The organism is Sorangium sp. So ce117, from assembly GCF_051524395.1.
Lineage (GTDB): Bacteria > Myxococcota_A > Polyangia > Polyangiales > Polyangiaceae > Sorangium > Sorangium cellulosum_B.
Genome location: NZ_CP150309.1, coordinates 11,239,355 through 11,259,397 on the forward strand (window position 1 = coordinate 11,239,355; position 20,043 = coordinate 11,259,397).

Genomic DNA, 20,043 nt, shown 5'->3' on the forward strand with positions numbered 1-20,043 from the left:
ATGACTTTCAGGTGACGGTCGAGCGGACGCTGTCGGCGCGAGCGAGGCGCTGCCCGGAGGGCGGGCGAGCGCCGGGGAGCGCGCGGCGCGGCGGAAGCAGCCTTTCTTGGCCGAAGGAGATGCCTGATGCTTGTTCATCGCTTGAGCCAGCTGTCCCGAGCCGACCTCGCCAGGGCGGGCGGCAAGGGCGCCAACCTCGGTGAGCTGATCCAGCTCGGGCTGGCCGTGCCGCCCGGGTTCGTTGTGAGCGCTGACGCGTACGCGGAGCAGGCGCGCGCATGGGGGCTCGCCGAGCGCCTCTCGGCGCACCTCGCCGCGAGCCGCTGGGACGCGGCGGCCTCGGAGGCGGCGGAGCTCTTCGAGCGGGGCGCGATGCTGCCCGGGATGGAGAGCGCGGTCCGGGACGCGTACCGCGAGCTCGGCGCGCCGCCGGTCGCGGTTCGCTCCTCGGCGACGGCGGAGGACCTCGCCGACGCCTCGTTCGCGGGCCAGCACGAGACGTACCTCGACGTGGCGGGAGAGGACGGGCTGCTCCTCGCGCTGCGGCGGTGCTGGGCGTCCCTCTGGAGCCCGAGGGCCCTCGGCTACCGGGCGGCGCGGGGCATCGATCACCTGGCGGTCAACATCGCCGTGGTGGTGCAGCGCATGGTCCCGGCCGAGTTCGCCGGCGTCCTGTTCACCGTCGACCCGGTGGCCCAGCGCGCCGACCGCATGCTCCTGGAGGTCGCCCCGGGCCTCGGCGAGGCCGTTGTGTCAGGACACACGACCGGCGACGTGTACCGCCTGCGGCGCGCGCCGTTCGCCGGGGCCGCGGCGCCCGGCCCGGACCAACCGAACGGGGCCGCGGGCCCCGGGACGAACGACCTCGCGATCGACGACCGCGACCGCCGGGAGGCCGGCCGTCCGGCGCCGAGCGATGCGCTGGTGCTCGATCTGGGCCGCATCGGGCTCCGCCTCGAGGCCCACTTCGGCTGCCCGCAGGACGTGGAGTTCGCCTTCGCCGGGGGCTCCATTCACCTCCTCCAGTCGCGCCCGATCACCACGCTCGGCACGGCCGAGATCGAGCCCCTCCCTCCGCCCCCGCGGCTCAACCGCATGCAGCGGAGGATGCTCGAGGCCAACGACAACGACAGGTTCCCCGTCGCCCCCAGGCCGCTCGATCAATGGGGCTTCCGGGCGACGCTCCCCGCGCTCGTGCGCATGGTGCGCTTCCTGGGGCTCGACGTGGACGAGGCCGACGAGCGCGCGTGGGTCGACCAGGTGTGGCGCCCGATCTTCGTCCCACCGCAGGCGCGACCCACCCTCCGGTTGCTCCGGCTGCCGCAGAAGGTCGCGGCCAGCCTGCGCGACGACGCGATGGCGTGGTGGGAGGGCGACGGGTTCAAGCGGATCCAGGAGGCCTGCGCGCCGGTCGATCTCCGCGCGCTGGACGACGCCGCGCTCCTCCGCCGCGCCGACCGGATCACGGAGACAACGACCGCGGTCCTGGGCGAGCGGTTCGAGAGGAGCGCCAGCCAGCTGGCCGCGATCGCCCTCCGCGTCCCGGTCGCCCTCGCCGTGGGACCGAAGCGGGCGGCGACCGTCATGCGCGACCTCGTCTCGGGCCTGCGCACCCGGACGTCCGACGTGAACCTCGCGCTCTTCCACCTCGCGCGCAGGGCGGCGAGCGCAGGGCCGGAGGTCGCCGGCGCGATCCGGGCGGGGCGCCCGGAGGCCCTCCGCGAATCGGAGGCCGGCCGGGCCTACCTGGCCGAGGTCGACGCGTTCCTGGACGAGCATGGGCACCGGGAGAGCACCGGTATGTACCTCTCGGCGCCGACGTGGCGGCAGGATCCCGCGCCGCTGTGGGGGCTCCTTCGCGGCCTGCTCGACGTCGCCGAGCCGCCGTCCGAGGAGGCCGGGCTCGCGCGTTACCGGGCGGCGCTCGAGGAGGTCACCCGCGCGCTTCGCCTCGTGCCCGGTCTGCCCGACGCGTTCCGCCGCAACCTCGAGCGGCTGCGGAGCGCGATCGTGTTCCGGGAGCGCACGCACTTCGATCTGGTGCGCTCGTTCTCCGCGCTGCAGGCGATCGTGGCCGAGATCGCGCGTCGCCTCTGCGAGCGCGGGCGCCTGCCGCGCCCTGACGACGTCTTCTACCTGACGGAAGCCGAGCTCCGGGGGTGGCTGGAGGGGGCGGCGCCGCCGCTCGACGAGGTGGAGCGGCTCGTTCGACGGCGGCGCGCGACGTACGGGGTGGTCAACGCGGAGTGGCAGAAGAGGTCGTTCGGGGCGGGCGCGGGAGGCGCCTCGGGCGACGAGCTCCGCGGCATCGGGGCGTCGTCCGGGGTGGTCCGCGGCAAGGCGCGCATCGTGCGGGACGAGCGGGAGTTCGAGCGGCTGAAGGCGGGGGAGATCCTGGTCTGCCGCTACACGAACCCCGCGTGGACGCCGCTCTTCACGCTGGCCGCGGGCGTCGTGACGAACGTCGGAGGCGCCGTCTCCCACGCGGCCATCGTCGCGCGCGAGTACGGGATCCCGGCGGTCCTGGGGGCTGCCGGGGCGACCGAGCGCATCACGGATGGCCAGGAGATCCTCGTGGACGGGACGGAGGGCCGGGTGGCGCTCCTGCGCCGGGGCGACCGTCAGGACGGCGCGGGCGAGCTCGCCCGTGCCTGAGCCTTCGTCGCGCCTGCCGGTGCGGCTCCTCGCCGCCATCGCCCTGTCGACGGCGCTCGCGCCGCTCAACTCCACGATGGTCGCCGTGGCGCTGCCGGAGATGGCGCGCACGCTTCGAGTCGACTCCGGCGCGCTCCGGCAGGCGCTCGTGACGAGCTACCTGCTCACGAACATCGTCCTGCAGAGCCCCGGTGGGAAGCTCGGAGATCGCCTTGGCCACCGGCGCGCGCTCGGGCTGGGCCAGCTCCTCCTGGCGGTCGGGGCCGCGCTCGCCTACCTCTGGCCGGTGCTCCCGGTGCTCGCGGCGTCGCGCGTCGTGATGGCCGCGGGCGGCGCGATCGTGGTCCCGAGCGCGACGGCCATGCTCCGCACGGAGCTGCCGCCCGAGGTGCGCGGGCGCGCCTTCGGCGCCTTCGGGGCGGTGATGGGGCTGTCGGCGGGCACCGGACCGACGATCGGGGCGCTGCTCGTGGGGACCTTCGGGTGGACCTCGATCTTCCTCGCGAACGTCCCGGTGCTGCTCCTCTCCGCCGCGCTCGCGCACCTCGGCGCGCCGCCGCGCCCCGCGGCCGTGACGCCCGCCGCGCCGCGACCGCGGTTCGACGTCGTGGGCTCGGTGCTGCTGGGTGGGTCGCTCATCGGGCTCGTCCTTGGCCTCGAGGCCGCGCACCTCCGCTGGGCCGCGGTGCTCGGCGCGCTGGGCCTCGTGCCCTTCGTGCTCTGGGAGCGGCGCGCGGCGGACCCCGTCATCGACTTCTCCCTGTTCCGGCGGCGCGCGTTCCTCGGCGGCAGCCTGCTCATCGCGCTCCAGAACTTCGCCATGTACGCGACGATCTTCGAGCTGCCGCAGGTGGCGGGGCGGCTGTTCCACGTCGGGCCACGCGACGTCGGCACGACGCTGCTGGCCATGATGGGGACGATGGTCGTCGTCTCGCCCCTCGCGGGGCGCGGCTCCGATCGCTTCGGGCCGCGCGCGCTGGCGCTCGCCGGCTGCTCGCTCGCCCTGGCCGGCATGCTCCTGCTCGCGGCGCGGCCGCTGGGCGCGCTCACGGACGCGATCCCCGCGCTCGTGATGCTCGGCGCCGGCCTCGGCCTGACGTCCCCGCCGTCGCAGTCCGCGGCGATGAGCGACGTCCCGCGCGAGAAGAGCGGAATGGCCGCAGGCCTCACATCGACGATGCGCTACATGGGGGGCATCGTCGGCCTCACCGTGCTCGGCCTCGTCCTCACCGACCGCCCGGCGGCCGATGTGGTGAACCGCGAGCACACGATGGCCACATCCATCTTCGGCGCGGCGCTGCTCCTGACGATCGGCTGCGCCTTCCTCCTTCCCGGCCGCGCCGCCGCGCCGGTGGCGGCCGCGGGATCACGGTAGTCAGTCCACGGCCTACGGGGCGCCGACGGAGGGCTCCGGCGCTCTCGCTCCGATCAGGATGCGCAAGTCGTCGAGGTACTCCGCGTCGTCACCGCCGCAGAGGTCCGGGTCCCCTCCCATAGAGCGATCCACGCTCGCGCCCACGATCACACGATAGGCCCCGCTCGCGCCCACCTCACCTTCGTGCCCGTCGAGGATCGAGCCGGCTGGCAGCTCGTCGATCCAGAAATCGATCCGGCCTCTGTGGTAGGCCACGCACATCTTTCGAAGTTCTTCGGGACACCCTTCCTCGGGGCTCATCGCCATCCTGATCGGCGCGAAATAAGGTTCAACGTCCGTGTCGGGCCACGGGTTGGAACCTCGGACGCCTCCCGCGAGCAGCGCGCCGGTGATGTCGGAGCCGGCGCGCACCTCGAACCATTGATGGTCGATGACAGGAACGATATCCGTGTAGTGCACAACCCGCAGGAACACGGGACCGCTCTCGGGAACGGCGCCCAGGATGTCGGAATCCTGGACAGCGATCGTCACGCCATGCGCGACGCCGTCCTTGTCCGTGCAGGCAAGGGAGCGTGATGTCGAGCTGGCCGCCTCCACCTGGCATGGCGCGGCCATGTTCACTTCGTAGGAATCGAACCCCTCGTCCGGCCAAGCCTCGACGGTGACCTCGAATTCAGCCGATATCCCGGCCTGCCGGGGCTCGCAGGCGGACGTCTGCTCTGGTCCCGTCGACTCGCCGCTGCTCGTGGTGCCAGGTGACGAGGTCTCTGTGGGACCACACGCGGGCGTCATGCAGAGGGGGACGAGAGACATCACCGAAAGAGCAACCACGGAGGATGTGCGTTTCATGCCGTCACGTACAAGCAACGCGTGCGCCAGTGCGGAGATGCACGAGATCTCTGGACCTCGCGCCTGGCGCACAGGCACAGCGGCACAATTCGTCTCGAATTTGTGCCAAAATGCGCCGCGCACACCGTGCTCCGCGCCGGTGTGCGCGAGCCGCCAGGGGGAGGTTTGCGCGCCGGTTTTTGATTGACGCCGACAATGTGAACGTTCACAATTTGGTCTCCGGGTATCCTTCTGCTTTGCCCTGGGTAGGCCGCCATGCGCCCCGGCTTCTCCTCCTCATGCGCGTTCACCCTGGCGGTCGGGCTCTGAGGAGCTCGCTGGCCCGATTGGGCATCCCTCTGGAGACTAGCATGATCACTCACCTCGATTTGCCCTCCCACGCTCTGGCTCCGTGCCGTTCCCTCCTTCGTCTCTCTGCTCTCGGCTGTGTGCTCGCGGCGCTCGCCGGCTGCAGCAGCGGCACGACCGACGACCAGCCCTCCCCTGATGGGACGGGTGGCTCGGAGAATCCGGTGACGGGCGCCAGCAGCGCCAGCAGTACGACGGGCACCGGCGGGAGCACTGGTACGTCGAGCTCCGTCGGGAGCGGGGGAAGCGGTACGACGGGTACCGGCGGGAGCACGTCGGCCTCGGGGAGCGGCGGCGATCCAGGGGACGGTGGTGGAGGCGCAGGCGGCTCCCCGCCGACCTGCGACTTGCCCACCACGTTCAAGTGGAAGGCGGGGCCTCCGGTGATCAGCCCCAAGCCGCCTGCCGGCCGCAGCTGGGCATCCGTCAAGGACCCGACGATCGTGTTCTTCGAAAACAAGTACCACGTGTTTGCCACCGTGTTCGACACCACGTCGGGCAACGGCGGATGGCAGTCCATGTACTCGAACTTCACGGACATCCCTCAGGCGAACGCCGCTGATCAGCACTACATGGCGAGCTGGCCCACCGGCAGCACGGTCGCCCCCCAGGTCTTCTTTTTCCAGCCGCACAACAAGTGGTACCTCATCTACCAGTGGAACGGCCGGTACTCGACCAACGATGACATCAACAACATGAACGGCTGGAGTCGGCCCCAAGGGCTGCTCCGAGGCGAGCCGAACGGCGCGCTGGACTTCTGGAACATCTGCGACGACAAAAACTGCTACCTCTTCTTCTCGCGGGACGACGGAAAGCTCTACCGCTCCAAGGTCAGCATCGACAAGTTCCCGAATTTCGACGGTTACGAAACCGTCATGTCGGCCCCCAGCGCGAGTCTCCTGTTCGAAGCCAGCAACGTCTACAAGGTGGATGGGTCGAACAAGTACCTGCTCATGGTGGAGGCGTACGACAACAGCCCTCGCTTCTTCAGGTCGTGGACGTCCGAGAGCCTCGACGGCCCCTGGGCTCCCCTGGCGGACACCAAGCAGAACCCTTTCGCCGGCCCTGCCAACGTGACCTACGAAGGCCAGGACTGGAGCGACGACATCAGCCACGGCGAGCTGATCCGCTCCGGGCACGACGAGAAGATGACCATCGACCCGTGCGACCTGCGGTTCCTCTACCAGGGCAGAGATCCGAAAGTCGGGGGTGATTACGGCAAGTTGCCCTACAGGCTCGGGATGTTGACGCTCCAGAAGTAGCTCCGCTCCCCTCCAGTTGTGGTTTTACCACCCCGGTAAGCCTGGCGGCCGCTCGGGCCGCCAGGCGGACGCCACCTGGATTCCACCCTCCCATGACCCCCTTTCGTCGCGACGCAAAGACCGCGCTCGACGCGCTCGCGGCGCACACGTTCCCCGGCGGGCAGGTCTGGCAGGACCGCTCGGAGCGCTCATGAAAATCATCCGCTACCTGGACACGAACGGACGCGCCCGCTACGCGAGCGAGCAGGGCGATGGCACGGCCCTGCGCATCGAAGGCGACCCCTTCGCTCACTACACGGTCACACAAGAACGTGCGGAGGTCGCGCGCAGGCTCGCCCCGATCGCTCCCACGCAGATCCTCGGCATCGGCCTGAACTACCGCCGGCACGCCGAAGAGACCAAGGCCAAGCTCCCCGAGCACCCGATCGTCTTCATGAAGGGACTGAACGCCGTCCAGGATCCTGGCGCGCCGATCGTGATTCCGCGTCAGCTGGCGAGCGAGGAGGTCGATTACGAGTGCGAGCTCGCCGTGGTCATCGGCAAAGCGTGCAAGAACGTGAGCCGCGCGCGCGCGCTCGAGCACGTGCTCGGTTACACGTGCGCGAACGACGTGTCGGCTCGCGACTGGCAGCTCCGGCGCGGCGGCGGGCAGTGGTGTCGCGGCAAGACGTTCGACACGTTCGCCCCGCTCGGCCCCCGCCTCGTCACCGCGGACGAGGTCGGAGATCCAGGAGCGCTCCGCATCGCCACCCTCCTGAACGGCGAGCGCGTGCAAGACTGGACGACCGGCGACATGATCTTCGGCGTGCCCGAGCTCATCGAGTTCTTGAGCGGCAGCACGACGCTGCTGCCGGGCACCGTGATCCTCACGGGGACGCCGCATGGCGTCGGCATGGCCCGAACCCCGCCGCGCTGGCTGCGCCCGGGAGATCGGGTCGAGATCGAGATCGAGAAGATCGGCGTGCTCGAAAACCACGTCGTCTCCGAAGGGGAAGCGTGAATGACGGCGGCCCCGCCGCGCGGGGCGCCGGGCAGCTCGCGGCCCGCTCCTGGGAGCTCCTCGATTTCGTCAGCCAGCCGACCGTCTGGCGCGCGGCGCTCGCGCCCGGAGGTCGGGTCCAGATCCTGCCGGAATGGCTCGCCCCCCGGCGACGTCGCCCCGGTCGCTCGGCGCGTTCGAGCTGGATTCCACGCTCGCGCGCGCTCGAATCGACGCCGATGACTTCGGCATCACGCGCGCCGCCGGCGCGATCGCCGAGACGGGCACCGTCATCCTCGACGACGCGACCACCTCGACGCGCCTCAGCGCGCTCGCCCCCTGGATCCACGTGGCGCTCGTTCGCCGCGCCGACATCCACCGTTCGCTCTGCGCCGAAATCTCCGCGCTCGGCGGCGACCCCTACGTGGTCAGGTGTACGGGGCCATCCAAGACGACCGACGTGGAGGGCATCCTGATTCAGGGCGTGCACGGACCGGGCGAGCCAATCGCCCTGATCGTCGATGCCTGGTAGAGCGACGCCGGGAGCGCGTTCCGAGGAGTTTCCGGCGATCGGCATCGTGGCCGGCGAGTCCCGCGCGCCGGTTTTCAATTGACGCCGTAGATGTGAGCGCTCACAATTTGGCTCGGAGATTCCTCCGCTTTGCCCTGGGTAGGCCGCCATGCGGCACCGGGCCCTTCGTCCTCGTCCTCGTACGCGTCAACCTTGACAGTCGGGCTCTGAGGAGCTCGCTGCCCGATCGGGCATCCCTCTGGAGACCAGCATGATCACTCCCTTCGATTTGCCTCGCCAATCTTTGACTCCGTCCCGTTCCCTCCTTCGTTTGTCTGCCCTCGGCTGTGTGCTCGCCGCGCTCGCCGGTTGCGCCAGCGACACGGGGGACGACCAGCCGTCCAGTGGTGGTACGGGTGGCTCGGAGAACCCGACGACGAGCGCTAGCAGCACGACCGGCGCGGGCGCGAGCACGAGCGCAAGCGGCACGGGTGGATCAGGCCCCGGCACGAGCACGAGCACGAGCAGCGGAAGCGACCCGGGCACGGGCGGCGACCCGACGGGTGGGACCGGGGGGAGCGGCGGCGCTCCGGGGGACGGCGGCGGCGGCGCGGGCGCGGGCGGCTCGCCGCCCGTGACCTGCGACCTGCCCACCACGTTCAAGTGGAAGTCGGGGCCTCCGGTGATCAGCCCCAAGTCGACTGCCGGTCGCAACTTCGTCTCCATCAAGGACCCGACGATCGTGTTCCACGACGGCAAGTACCACGTATTTGCCACCGTGTACGACACGGCGGGCAACGGGGGGTGGAGCTCCGTGTATTTGAACTTCACCGACTTCGCTCAGGCGAGCGCCGCTACGCAGCAGCACATGGCGAGCTGGCCCACCGGCGGCACGGTCGCGCCCCAGGTCTTCTTTTTCCGGCCGCACAACAAGTGGTACCTCATCTTCCAGTGGAACGGCCGGTACTCGACCAACGACGACATCAACAACGTCAACGGCTGGAGCCGGCCCCAGGCGCTGCTCAAGGGCGAGCCAGGCCAGATGGGGAACACCCTTGGCGCGCTGGACTTCTGGAACATCTGCGACGACAAGAACTGCCATCTGTTCTTCTCGCGGGACGACGGGAAGCTCTACCGCTCCAAGGTCAGCATCGATAAATTCCCGGCTTTCGATGGGTACGAAACCGTCATGACGGCCCCCAGCTCGGGGCTCCTGTTCGAGGCCAGCAACGTCTACAAGGTGGATGGCACGAACAAGTACCTGCTCATGGTCGAGGCGTTCGACAACAGCCCTCGCTTCTTCAGGTCGTGGACCTCCGAGAGCCTCGACGGCCCCTGGGCTCCCCTGGCGGACACCAAGCAGAAGCCCTTCGCCGGCCCTGCCAACGTGACGTTCGAAGGCGGGGACTGGAGCGACGACATCAGCCATGGCGAGCTGGTCCGCTCCGGGAGCGACGAGCGAATGACCATCAACGCGTGCAACATGCAGTTCCTCTACCAGGGCAGGGATCCGAACGCCGGAGGGGCTTACGAAAGATTGCCGTACAAGCTGGGTCTGATCACGCTCGAGAAGTGACGCCGCGCCCCTCCTCGAGCTCTCGGTAAGGGACGTCCAGGCAGAAGCGCCGATCTCCCGATCGGCGCCTCCCCGCGAGCCCGGGCCGGCATCGGCCAGGGTCGGAATCGGGGCAAACCATCGATGCGTCCGGGGCGCCGCGCGCGCAGGATCCGCGGCCTGAATCCAGGGGATCGCTGGACGAACGGCATTCTCCGTCTATCCTTGAGCGGTGCGCTCGGGGGAGCTCTTGGGGGGGCGCTTCCGCGTCGAAGCGCTCGCGGAGAGCGGAGGCATGGGCGCGGTCTACCGCGCCTGGGACGTCACCACCGGAAGGCGGGTCGCCGCCAAGGTGCTGCACGATCCGTCGCCGCACCACCTCGCGCGCTTCGCGCGGGAGGCCGAGCTCCTCGCCCGCCTCGCACACCCCGGGATCGTCCGGTACGTCGCCTACAGCGCCGCGCGCGACAGCACGCCCTTCCTGGTCATGGAATGGCTGGAGGGAGAGGACCTCTCCCGGCTCCTCTCGCGCCGGCGGCTCTCGGTCGCCGAGACCGTGGAGCTCGGGGCGCGCGTCGCCGCGGCCCTGGGCGCCGCCCACGCGCTGGGGATCGTCCACCGCGATCTCAAGCCGGCCAACATCTTCCTCGTCGGCGGCCGGATCGAGGAGCCCAGGCTCCTCGATTTCGGGGTCGCCCGCCTCCCGGACCTGGCGCCGATCACCGGCGCCGGGGTGCTGGTCGGCACGCCCGACTACATGGCCCCGGAGCAGGCGCGCAGCGGCGATGAGGTCGGCGCGCCCGCCGACATCTTCTCGCTCGGCTGCGTGCTCTTCCAGTGCGTCACCGGCGCGCCGCCGTTTCAGGCCGATCACCTGGTCGCCCTCCTCGCCAGGATCATCTTCGACGATCCGCCGCGCCTGTCCGAGCGCTGCCCCGGCGCGCCCCCGTGGCTCGACGCGCTCGTCTCGCAGATGCTCGAGAAGGATCCGGCGCGGCGCCCGCGCGACGGGGCCGCGGCCCACGCCGCGCTCGCGGCGCAGGAGGTCCACAGCGGGGCGATCTCGGGACCGACGAGCTCCGCCCTCACCAGCAGCGAGCGCCGCTTCCACGGCGTCGCGGTGATCGGCCGCGCGTCAGCGTCCGCGCAGGACGCCACCCTCTCGATCGGCGAGGCGAACGCGGACGCCGGCGCGCTCCGGGAGGTCGCCGCCCGCTTCGAGGGGCGCCTGGAGCTGCTCGCCGACGGTACGGCGGTGCTCATCGTCGGCCGCCCGCACGTGCCCACCGACGTCGCCGCGCAGCTCGCGCGCTGCGCGCTGGCGCTGCGGGAGCGCGTCCCCGATCGCCCGATCGCGATCACGGTCGGCTGGGGCGAGCTCGGGCGCGGCCTGCCGGTCGGCGACGCGATCCAGCGCGCGGCGGGGCTGCTCCGGAGCGCGGGCCGCGCGGGCGCGCCGCAGATCCTCCTCGACAGGACCACCGCCGGGCTGCTCGAGGCCCGCTTCGAGGCCGCGATCACCGCGTCCGGCGCCGTCGAGCTGCGCGGCGAGCGCAGCGCCGCCGAGCCGTGGCGCCCGCTCCTCGGCAGGCCCACGCCCTGCGTCGGCCGCGATCACGAGCTCCGCCTGCTGGAGCAGACCTTCGCCGCCTGCGCCGGCGAGCCCGCCGCCCGGGCGGTGCTCGTCATCGGCGCCGCGGGCATGGGCAAGTCCCGCCTGCTCCAGGAGCACCTCGCGGCCCTCCGGCGCGCCGGCGCGCCCGCGGAGATCTGGGCGGGGCTCGGGGATCCGCTGCGCGCCGGCTCCATCGGCGGCCTGCTCGCGGAGGTGATCCGGGGCGCGGCGGGGATCAAGGGCGGCGAGCCCATCGACGAGCGGCGCGCGCTCCTCCGGGCCCGCGTCGCCCGCCGCGCGCCCGAGGCGGAGCGGCGCCGGATCGAGGAGTTCCTCGGAGAGCTCGCCGGCGTCCCCTTCCCCGACGAGGACAGCCTCCCGCTCCGCGCCGCCCGGCAGGATCCCGAGCTGCTCGGCGAGCAGATGCAGCGCGCGCTGCGCGATTTTCTGCGCGCCGAGTGCGCGGCCCAGCCGGTGGTGCTCGCGCTGGAGGACGTGCACTGGGCCGATCGCGCCTCGGTCGCGGCCATCGACGCGGCGCTGCGCGAGCTCGCGGACCAGCCGCTCGTCGTGCTCGCCACCGCGCGCCCCGAGATCAAGCAAGCCTACCCCGATCTCTGGGGCGAGCGCGGGCGGCAGGAGATCTGGCTCAGGCAGCTCTCGCCGAGGGCGTGCGCGCAGCTCACGCGGGAGGCGCTGGGCGGCGCGGCCGACGGGGCGCTCGTCGATCGTCTGGTCACCCAGTCCGAGGGCCAGCCCTTCTTCCTCGAGGAGCTGATCCGCGCGACGGCGGAGGGCCGGGTCGAAGCGCTGCCCGACACCGTGGTGGCGATGGTGCAGGTCCGGCTGGAGGCGCTCCCGCCCCCTGCGCGCCGGATCCTGCGCGCCGCCAGCGTGCTCGGCGAGGTGTTCTGGCGAGGCGCCGTCGCCCACCTGCTCGGCGGCGACGCCGCGCTGCTCGCGGATCACCTCGCCGCGCTCGTCACCGGGGAGCTCTGCGTCCGCCGCCGCGAGAGCCGCTTCCCCGGCGAGGAGGAGTACTGCTTCCGCCAGGCGCTCCTGCGCGAGGGCGCTTACGCGCAGCTCACCGAGGACGATCGAGCGCTCGGCCACCGCCTCGCCGCCGAGTGGCTCGGGGGCGCGGGCGAGGCCGATCCGCTGGTGCTCGCGGCGCACTGCGAGCGCGGCGGCCTGACCGCCCGGGCGGCGTCGCTGCTCGTCCGAGGCGCCGAGCTCGCGGCCGCGCGCCGGGCCTACCTCGACGCCGAGGGCTGCTACGGGCGCGCCGAGGCGCTGGTCGGCGCGCTGCTCCCTGCGGCGCGCCACGCGCGGGGCCTCGCTCGCTTCCGGCTCGGGCGGCACACCGAGGCCCTCGCCGACCTCGCCGCGGCGCGCGAGGAGGCGGCCGAGGCGTCGGAGCCGGGGGCGGAGATCGAGCTCCTCCTCGATGAGGCCATGATCCTCGACTGGACAGGCGAGTACCGGGCGGCCGCCGAGCGGGTCGAGGCCGCCGAGCGCCTCGCCGACTGGGTGGACTCACCCCTGCTCGGCGCCCGCCTGCTCCTCGGCGTGGGCCGCTCGCTCCACCGGGACGACCGCGAGGACGAGGCCGCCATGGTGCTGTCGCGCGCCGCGGAGCAAGCCGCGCGGCTCGGGGACGAGGGCTACGAGACGCACATCATCGCCCGGCTGATGCTCGGCTTCGTCCTGGCCAGCCTCGGCCGGGTCGACGAGGCGGCGCGGGACCTCGACGCGGTGATCCTCAGCTGCGAGGAGCGCAGCGATCTCATGCACCTCGGCGCAGCGCTGAACAACCGAGCGCTCGCGCGGGCCCTCCAGGGCGACCGCGCCGGGATGATCGCCGACCTCGAGCGCACCATCGCGCTCGGGCGCGACCTCGGCCAGCCCGCGTTCGAGCTCGTCGGCCGCTACAACCTCGCCGAGTACCTGTATCTGATGGACGATCTCGAGGCCGCGGCGCCCCACGCGCGCGCCGTCCAGGCGATGGGGCCGCGCTGCGACGAGCACCACGCACCGATGGCCGTGGCGCTCCTGACCGCGCGCCTGCGCCTCTACCAGGGCGACGAGGCGGGCGCTCGCGGGATCGCCCTGCGGCTGCGCGCGGCGCAGGAGGAAGCCGGCGGCGACGCGCTGAAGCCCTCGGAGGACGTGCTCTGCTCGATGATCGAGCTCGCGACCCGCGACGACGACGGCGCCGCGTGGGCCGCGCTCGAGGAGCGCTCCGCGCGCTGCTCGGTAGGCCAGGAGCGGGTCGAGGTGCTCGAGGCGCGGGCCCTCGCCGCCTTCCGTCGCGGCCGGTACGTCGATGCCCGGTCGCAGATCGAGCGCGCCCTCGCGGCCGCGTCCACCACGCCGACCGTCATGGGCAGCCGCCTCCGTCGCTGGCACACGGAGCTGACGGCGCTGTCAGCATCGGACGCCCCGGACACCCACCCTCGTCGCCGCTGAATCACCTTGCACGGGCGTGATAATGCGAAAAGATAGAATACTGAACCCATAGTCAACCTATGGGCGATGTTGGTGAGCCCGCGCTCGCGCGCCGCGCGCAGGGAGCCGCCGGGTATGCGCCAGAAATGGGAGGGGAACCCATGTCGCTCAAGGAGACATTCATCGTGCTTGTCTGGGCCGGGGTGCTGTCGGGCTGTGCCGCGGAGGTGGGGGACACCGAGGCGCTGGAGGAGCTCGTGGGGGAATCCCAGGGCGCCCTTCTGGGCGGCAACGCGCTCAGCGCGAACGCCCTGAACCTCAATGCCTTGAACCTCAATGCCTTGAACCTCAACGCCCTGAACCTCAACGGTCTCAGCGCGCAAAACCTCGCCGCGATCCGGGATCCCGGCGCGAACGGCGCGCTGGCGCGCGAATTCATGCGTTATGCGACGAGCTGCGCCCTGAGGAGCACAGAGTACTTCGCCTTCTCGTGGACGGACTCCAGCGGCACCGTCCACAACGAGCGCTACCCCGGGCTGCTCGGCGCCGCGCCGACCTGGGCGAGCGGGCCGCTCGACGAGCTCGGGCAGCGCATAGTCTCCAGCTGCGTGGCGGCGCGCGTGAACTACTATCGAATACCGGTCCTCCTCTCCGCCCGCTCGCTGCGGGATCCGCTGAAGACGCTCTCCTCGAGCCAGGAGCTCGTCGATTATCCGGACGTCGAGGGGGCATTCTGGGGCAACCTGTTCGCGGCGCAGCCCTACCTCAACGCTTGCTACAACAGCGCGACGGTCGACAACTCACGCGCCTACCAGCGCGACTGCGCCGCGGGCCACCTGCTGTCCGACGGCCAGCTCGTTGGGTGCGGCGTGATCCGCATGGTCGGACCCTGCAGCCGGGTCTGCCAGACCCTCAACGGGGCCGGCCAGTACTACCCGTCCTGCGTCGACCGCCCCGGCCAGAGCACCGCGACCGTCAAGGAGGTGATCACCACCGCTTTGCCCTGACTGGCATGTTGTTGAGCTGGCGTCGCTCTTCCAGGAAGGCGAGCGCATCAACCATCTTCTCGATCGTCGGGTGCGTCGAGGACCACTCCAGCACCGGGCCAGCCACCGCGAAGGGTGATGGAGGCAAGGTCGGACGGCTCCGAGATGGGCGAAGATGGGTTAACGGGCAAACCCGTAACATGACTCACAGTCAGTGAGTTGACGCTCGACAATCGGCACGCACTTTACTCGCGTGAAGTGCCCGAGGTAGCCTGCCGGAATGGGGATGTCGCTGACCCCGTGGGAGGCGCCGATGCGGTTCTCGCTGTTTCCTGTTTTGCTCGCGTTCTGTATGGGGGGCTGCTCCTGCGGGAGCGACACTGAGGCGGAGGAGGTGCCTACGGGCAGCACGGGTGTCGTTCCAGGCAGCACAGGCGGTGCAGATGGCGGAGGTGGCGCAGGTAGCACAGGCGGCGCAGGTGGCGGACACGTAGCGTGCATCCCAGGGCTGCAGTCGATCTCCCTGTCGCCTGACAACTCCACGGTGGAGATCGATGGCCGCTCCGCTGCGCCGATCACCTTCACGGCCACGGGGACGCTCTCCGACGGCACCACGAGGGCCCTTGAGCCGGGGGCGCTCACCTGGTCAGCGACGCGCGGCGACGACACGCCTCCGGGGACGATCGCGGGCGGCGTTCTGGCGCCTTTCGCCTCAGCGGGCGGCACGGTGCGAGTCACTGCGAGCGATGGATGCGTGGCGGGAGAGACGACCGTCGTGCTCCACCTGAGCACGGTCCTCGGTACGCCGAGCGATCAAGGCGCCTGGGCGGGGACCCCCGTCACGGGCGCTCCCGCGCCAAGCATTGTTTACCCGAGCGATCAAACGCGCTTTCCGCGGAACGTCTACCGCACGCTGTTCCAGTGGCGGAGCCAGGGGTTCACGGAGTTCCGACTCGTATTCACGGGCGCGAGCTCTACGGTCACCATCTTCACGGACGGCGCGCACGGCCTCTGCGAGGGGGCCAGCCCCGCCGCCGGGTGCTGGGAGGTGGACGAGACGACCTGGAACCACATCGCTGGCTCCAATGCCGGCGGGACCGCGACGTGGACGGTCGACGCGCTCGATACCTCGACGACGCCCGCCACCGTGCGCCGATCGGCCGCCATCGAGATAGGCTTCTCCAGGCAGGACGTGAAAGGCGCGATCTTCTATTGGTCGACGACCTCTGCCGGAGTGCGGCGGGGGAAAATCTCTCGCCAGACTCCGGAGGACTACATCGTGGGCAAGCCCCCGACGACATACTCCGACGGCGACAAGGTCAAGTGCGTCGCATGCCACGTGGTCTCGCGCGATGGCAAGTACATGGCAGCCCCTGTGTCCGCCGACTCCGGGAACAGCCTGTGGATCCTCGGGGTAACGCCGGACGCGCCGCCCGACCCGCTCGTCAAGAGCGTAGAGAACACGGACGGCCACGTCTTTGCGACGATCTCGCCCGACAACGCGCGGGTCGTCGCCGCGTCGAAGGGAGCGATGTGGATGGTCGAGCGGGAGACCGGCGCCTATGTCAACGATCTCCCGACCGGTGCGCTGAAGGGGACGCATCCGGACTGGTCACCCCTCGGGACGGAGGTCATCTTCGCCACGGGCGACGGCGACGCTCCCGGCGGCTCATCGCTCGCGCGTATTCCGTACAGCAACGGCACCTGGGGGCAGTCATCGGTCCTGCTCGCGCCGCCCGCCAAGAAGGCCAACCTCTTCCCGAGCTTCTCTCCGGACGCGGCATGGATAGCGTTCTCGCAGGGGAAGGGCGGCCACGGTGACAACACGGCTCAGCTCATGGTCCTCAGCGCGAGCGGCGGCCAGCCGGTGGAGCTCCTCAACGCGAACCGCGTCACATCGAACCAGATGACCGACGGGCAGTATCAGAACAGCCAGCCGACCTGGGCGCCGCCAGGCGATCTCAACTGGATCGCGTTCAACACGAAGCGGGAGTACGGCGTCGTTCGCCCCGAGGGGACCCAGCAGATCTGGGTGGCCGCGATCGACGTCCAGAAGGCTGGTGCAGGCCAGGATCCGAGCTACCCGGCGTTCCGCGTCCCGTTCCAGGGTCTCGACGAGAACAACCACCGCGCCTACTGGACCCTCGACATCAACGAGGACAACAGCGGCGGGGGCGGGAGCGGCGGCACAGGCGGCGCGGGGGCGGGGGGCGCGGGGGGAAGCCCGACTGAGCCCGTATGCTCGGAGATCCTCGACGTTGGTCAGATCTGCGATGCCGTGAACGACTGTTGCCAGACCGGCTCTTACTGCGACACAGCCGATGATGGCGTGACGTACACCTGCATCGCAGCGATCAGGTAGTCGCGCCGCCGCGCACGGGCGCCGAGACGGCAGCGCCCGCTCGATGATTCAGGGGGCTCTGGGTCGCCTTCGGGGCGCCCCTTGCCCCAAACCCCGAAGCGACAGGCGCCTTGTAAGGTATTTCACAGCGCGCACTGTAAACAGCGATTCTTCGAGGAGCAAGTCGCTGTGATATGCCGGTTCATGTCATGACATGTCGCACGACACATCCACTCGACGCGGTTCCGCGGCGCGCAAGCTGATGACAAGGCCGTCACTCGTGGTGTAAAGTGCATACGCATGACGGCAAGGGGATGGGTGGTGGTGTTCGCGGCGACGATCGTGATCGGATGCGGCGAGAGCAGTGACGGCAGCGGCGGTATCGCGCGGCCCGTCACGACGTTCAACGGTGTTCCCTACGGCGCGACATGTGACGGGGACGCGAGCTGCGGGGGCCAGCAGGACTCCTGCTGCCTGGGTGGCAAGTGCTCGGCCGAAGGCTGGTGCAGCCCCAAATGCGAGAGTGATCAAGACTGCCCCGACGGCTTCTACTGCATCGATCACAGCGGAACCCGCTGCTTCTCCGCGTGCGAGGACGATCGCGACTGCCCGACGGACTTCATCTGCGAGGAGAAGAGCGGACACAGGACCTGCCGCTTCAAGTAGCCGCGCGGGCGGCCTCGCCGGCGCCACCGTGTGCCAGCGCGAAATGCTGAGGATGTCGTCCAGGAAGCGCTGCCGCGGGGGCTGCTGTGTCGACCGCCCCGGCCAGAGCACAGCGACCATCAAGGAGGTGATCACCACCGCCTTGCCCTGACCGGCGCGCCCTCAAAAGGCGCCGACCTCGCCGAGCAGCGTCCCGTTCTCGATCAGGTCCACATGGCCCCGAGGGGTCGACTCGCCCGCCGCCCAGCGCGATTCGACGGAGAGCTCGAATGCGCCGCCGCACCCGGCGCAGCTGTCCCCCGATCCGCGGCCGGCGTACACGTCCGGGAACGGGTTCTCGTCGAAGGAGAAGGACAGGCGAAGGTGCGCGGCCCCGTCGTCGCCCCGATAGAGCGCCCCGCGCTGCTCGTGGTCGAGGATGCCGTCGCTGCTCGATAGGTGCCCGAGCACGAGGATCTGCAGATACGCGTCGGAGCACTCCCTGCTGCGGTCGATGTACGCCACGACCGGTGAGCTCTCGGTGTCGGCGACGAGGGACCAGCTCACGGCGCTCGTCGTCCCGTCGGCCCATGTCACGTCGAAGCTCCCGGCCCCCCCGGTCGCGTCGATGGCCTCCTGGCCGCTCACACCGAGGGGCGTCGGGTCCGAGAGGGCATGCTCCACGGCCTGACCCGTCGACTGCGGGAGGAAGTCGCAGGGATCGGCGGCGACCTCCCCCGTCTGTCCCCCGCGCGTGCACCCCATCAGCAGCCCCGCCAGGAGCCAGCAAGCAAGCCGTACGTTCATCGCAGCCTCCATCAGCATCACTTGCCGCAGCGCAGGAGCCCTCGCAAGCGCCGCGTAGCGCAGTTACGCATTATCTATCGCTCCGATGTGCTAGGTTCGATGCATAGATGCGATACAAGCCATCCGACTTCGGTGTGCTCGAGGAGCGCCGGCGGATAGCGACGGAGCTCCCCTGGTCTCACGCGGTCCTGCGCGTCCTCGAGCTCGCGGGCTACGCGGCCCTCCCCTGTCATGACGACGCGTGGGTCGCCGCTCGCCTCGCGCTCCCGCGCGACGAGGTGCGCGCGTGCCTCGAGGCCCTGTCGCGGGCAGGCCTGATCCGATGGCGCGGAGGGCGGTACGCCGCCACGGCCGAGACGGTCGACATGACCCGCGGCGCGGCCGAGCCGCGACAGCGATTGAAAGCGCACTGGCTCGACGTCGCCGCGGGCCGGCAGCGCCGCGGCGATCCGGGGCTGTACTCCTACAACCTCGTCAGCGTCGCGCGCGGCGACCTCGCGCGGCTGCGGGCCTTGCACGTGCGGTATTTTCACGAGCTCCGGCAGATCGTGTCGGATTCGCGCGAGCCCGATTGCGTCGCGCTGGTCGCGATGCAGCTCTTCGAGCTGGGCGCGTGAGGCCCGAGCCGGGCAGAGAAGGAGGTCCTGTCAACCCGGGGCAGGCCCGCAGCTGGGCATGCGGGCGCCTCGCGGGCAGAGGCCGTACTTCACCGACGCGAAGGCCCCTTGAGCCCGCCCCTCGCGGTCGAGCCGCCTCCGCCCTAGATTCGGTGCGCTGACGGCCAATTCGACTGCCAGGGCAGCCGATCCGCTCGAAGGAGGAGAATCGCGATGCGTCGTACTATGCCGACCCTCACGGGAAGCCTGATCGCAGGGCTCGCGCTCGGCGTCATGACCTGCATTTCGTCGACCGCGCTGGCCGGGCGCCCCGTCGCCCAGGTCCTCGCGGCGGATCGCCTCGCAGCCAAGGAACCCGGCGCCACGGCGGAGAATGACGAGAACCGGACCATCACGATCGGCGGCATCGGCGAGGTCGTGAGGCCTGCGGACTCGATGCGCACGAGCATCGGCGTGGAGGTGCGCGAAAAGACGCTCGGGGCCGCGCGCGACAAGGCCGCGGGCAGGTCGCAGGCCGTGCTCGCCGCCCTGCGTGGCCTCGCCATCCCAGGGCTGGAGATCCGCACTGTCGATATCTCGCTCTCGCCGATCCGGGAGTCGCACGTGCCGCATGAGGAGATCACCGAGCCCAGGATCATCGGCTATTCGGCTTCCATCCAGCTCTCCGTCGCGCTGCGGGGCGCGTCGCCGGCCGAGCTCCAGGCCGCGGGCTCGAGGATCCTCCATGCCGCGCTCGCCTCGGGCGCCAACGACGTCGGCGGGCTCGAGTTCTTCTTGAGCGACCGCACCGACGCGCGCCGCAGCGCCCTCGCGGCCGCCGTGCAGGACGCGCAGGCGAACGCCAAGGCGGTGGCCAAGGCGGCGAACGTCAGGATCGCCGAGCTGCAGTCGATCTCGGTCGTTCAGCAGGAGCGTTTTGCATTTGCGCAGCAGATGAAGGGGCTCGGAGGCGCGGACGGCTTCCCCGTCGAGCCCGGCAGTATCCGTGTCACCTCCGCGGTGACGGTCCGCGTGACGTTTGCCCCGAACCCGTGAGCTCAGGGCGGCAGC

The 20,043-nt window shown here is 70.7% G+C and carries 14 protein-coding genes; 12 read left to right on the forward strand and 2 right to left on the reverse strand.

The window, feature by feature from the left end; genetic code table 11:
* Positions 1–126 precede the first annotated feature (126 nt).
* Entirely contained in the window at positions 127–2,655 is a 2,529-nt protein-coding gene (locus WMF46_RS42155) for a PEP/pyruvate-binding domain-containing protein (RefSeq protein WP_437982398.1), read from the forward strand.
* Complete coding sequence (locus WMF46_RS42160) at positions 2,648–4,030, forward strand: MFS transporter (protein WP_437982399.1); 1,383 nt, start codon at positions 2,648–2,650, stop codon at positions 4,028–4,030. The genes WMF46_RS42155 and WMF46_RS42160 overlap by 8 nt, the downstream gene beginning before the upstream one ends.
* A gap of 12 nt (positions 4,031–4,042) precedes the next feature.
* On the opposite strand, the gene WMF46_RS42165 is transcribed toward WMF46_RS42160, so the two are convergent.
* The gene (locus WMF46_RS42165) at positions 4,043–5,002 is read right to left on the reverse strand and encodes a hypothetical protein (protein ID WP_437982400.1); all 960 of its coding nucleotides are present in this window, start codon (positions 5,000–5,002) and stop codon (positions 4,043–4,045) included.
* 305 nt (positions 5,003–5,307) lie between these two features.
* On the opposite strand from WMF46_RS42165, the gene WMF46_RS42170 reads away from it, so the two are divergent.
* The 8 genes from WMF46_RS42170 to WMF46_RS42205 all read left to right on the forward strand — a co-directional run bounded on the left by WMF46_RS42170 (position 5,308) and on the right by WMF46_RS42205 (position 17,590).
* Positions 5,308–6,489, forward strand: coding sequence for a non-reducing end alpha-L-arabinofuranosidase family hydrolase (locus WMF46_RS42170; RefSeq protein ID WP_437982401.1), 1,182 nt, complete (start codon positions 5,308–5,310; stop codon positions 6,487–6,489).
* A 190-nt stretch (positions 6,490–6,679) separates the two neighbouring features.
* A complete protein-coding gene (locus tag WMF46_RS42175; protein WP_437277536.1) occupies positions 6,680–7,489 on the forward strand; it encodes a fumarylacetoacetate hydrolase family protein in 810 nt (269 codons plus the stop codon).
* Positions 7,490–7,622: 133 nt separating this feature from the next.
* Complete coding sequence (locus tag WMF46_RS42180) at positions 7,623–8,000, forward strand: LUD domain-containing protein (protein ID WP_437982402.1); 378 nt, start codon at positions 7,623–7,625, stop codon at positions 7,998–8,000.
* Positions 8,001–8,310: 310 nt separating this feature from the next.
* Positions 8,311–9,555: a non-reducing end alpha-L-arabinofuranosidase family hydrolase gene (locus tag WMF46_RS42185; RefSeq protein ID WP_437982403.1), complete on the forward strand. Its 1,245-nt coding sequence runs from the start codon at positions 8,311–8,313 to the stop codon at positions 9,553–9,555.
* A gap of 274 nt (positions 9,556–9,829) precedes the next feature.
* Entirely contained in the window at positions 9,830–13,618 is a 3,789-nt protein-coding gene (locus tag WMF46_RS42190) for a serine/threonine-protein kinase (RefSeq protein ID WP_437982404.1), read from the forward strand.
* Positions 13,619–13,758: 140 nt separating this feature from the next.
* Positions 13,759–14,604 (forward strand): hypothetical protein, encoded by an 846-nt coding sequence (locus WMF46_RS42195; RefSeq protein WP_437982405.1) that lies wholly within the window; start codon positions 13,759–13,761, stop codon positions 14,602–14,604.
* 523 nt (positions 14,605–15,127) lie between these two features.
* On the forward strand, positions 15,128–16,945 hold the full coding sequence (locus tag WMF46_RS42200; RefSeq protein ID WP_437982406.1) for a TolB family protein: 1,818 nt from the start codon (positions 15,128–15,130) through the stop codon (positions 16,943–16,945).
* 279 nt (positions 16,946–17,224) lie between these two features.
* Positions 17,225–17,590, forward strand: coding sequence for a hypothetical protein (locus WMF46_RS42205; RefSeq protein WP_437982407.1), 366 nt, complete (start codon positions 17,225–17,227; stop codon positions 17,588–17,590).
* Between the two features lie 162 nt (positions 17,591–17,752).
* Here the strand turns inward: WMF46_RS42205 and WMF46_RS42210 are convergent, their stop codons facing one another.
* On the reverse strand, positions 17,753–18,376 hold the full coding sequence (locus tag WMF46_RS42210) for a hypothetical protein (protein WP_437982408.1): 624 nt from the start codon (positions 18,374–18,376) through the stop codon (positions 17,753–17,755).
* A gap of 107 nt (positions 18,377–18,483) precedes the next feature.
* On the opposite strand from WMF46_RS42210, the gene WMF46_RS42215 reads away from it, so the two are divergent.
* Positions 18,484–18,993 carry a DUF4423 domain-containing protein gene (locus WMF46_RS42215; protein ID WP_437982409.1) on the forward strand — a complete coding sequence of 170 codons (510 nt, stop codon included), beginning with the start codon at positions 18,484–18,486 and terminating at the stop codon, positions 18,991–18,993.
* A 213-nt stretch (positions 18,994–19,206) separates the two neighbouring features.
* Positions 19,207–20,028, forward strand: coding sequence for an SIMPL domain-containing protein (locus WMF46_RS42220; protein ID WP_437982410.1), 822 nt, complete (start codon positions 19,207–19,209; stop codon positions 20,026–20,028).
* Positions 20,029–20,043: the final 15 nt, after the last annotated feature.

What these genes read in the sequence shown, in the direction of transcription:
- WMF46_RS42155 (WP_437982398.1), top strand. Translation starts at nt 127, where the DNA reads ATGCTTGTTCATCGCTTGAGCCAGCTGTCCCGAGCCGACCTCGCCAGG.
- WMF46_RS42175 (WP_437277536.1), top strand. Translation starts at nt 6,680, where the DNA reads ATGAAAATCATCCGCTACCTGGACACGAACGGACGCGCCCGCTACGCG.
- WMF46_RS42180 (WP_437982402.1), top strand. Translation starts at nt 7,623, where the DNA reads ATGGCTCGCCCCCCGGCGACGTCGCCCCGGTCGCTCGGCGCGTTCGAG.
- WMF46_RS42190 (WP_437982404.1), top strand. Translation starts at nt 9,830, where the DNA reads ATGGGCGCGGTCTACCGCGCCTGGGACGTCACCACCGGAAGGCGGGTC.
- WMF46_RS42195 (WP_437982405.1), top strand. Translation starts at nt 13,759, where the DNA reads ATGTCGCTCAAGGAGACATTCATCGTGCTTGTCTGGGCCGGGGTGCTG.
- WMF46_RS42205 (WP_437982407.1), top strand. Translation starts at nt 17,225, where the DNA reads ATGACGGCAAGGGGATGGGTGGTGGTGTTCGCGGCGACGATCGTGATC.
- WMF46_RS42210 (WP_437982408.1), bottom strand. Translation starts at nt 18,376, where the DNA reads ATGAACGTACGGCTTGCTTGCTGGCTCCTGGCGGGGCTGCTGATGGGG.
- WMF46_RS42215 (WP_437982409.1), top strand. Translation starts at nt 18,484, where the DNA reads ATGCGATACAAGCCATCCGACTTCGGTGTGCTCGAGGAGCGCCGGCGG.
- WMF46_RS42220 (WP_437982410.1), top strand. Translation starts at nt 19,207, where the DNA reads ATGCGTCGTACTATGCCGACCCTCACGGGAAGCCTGATCGCAGGGCTC.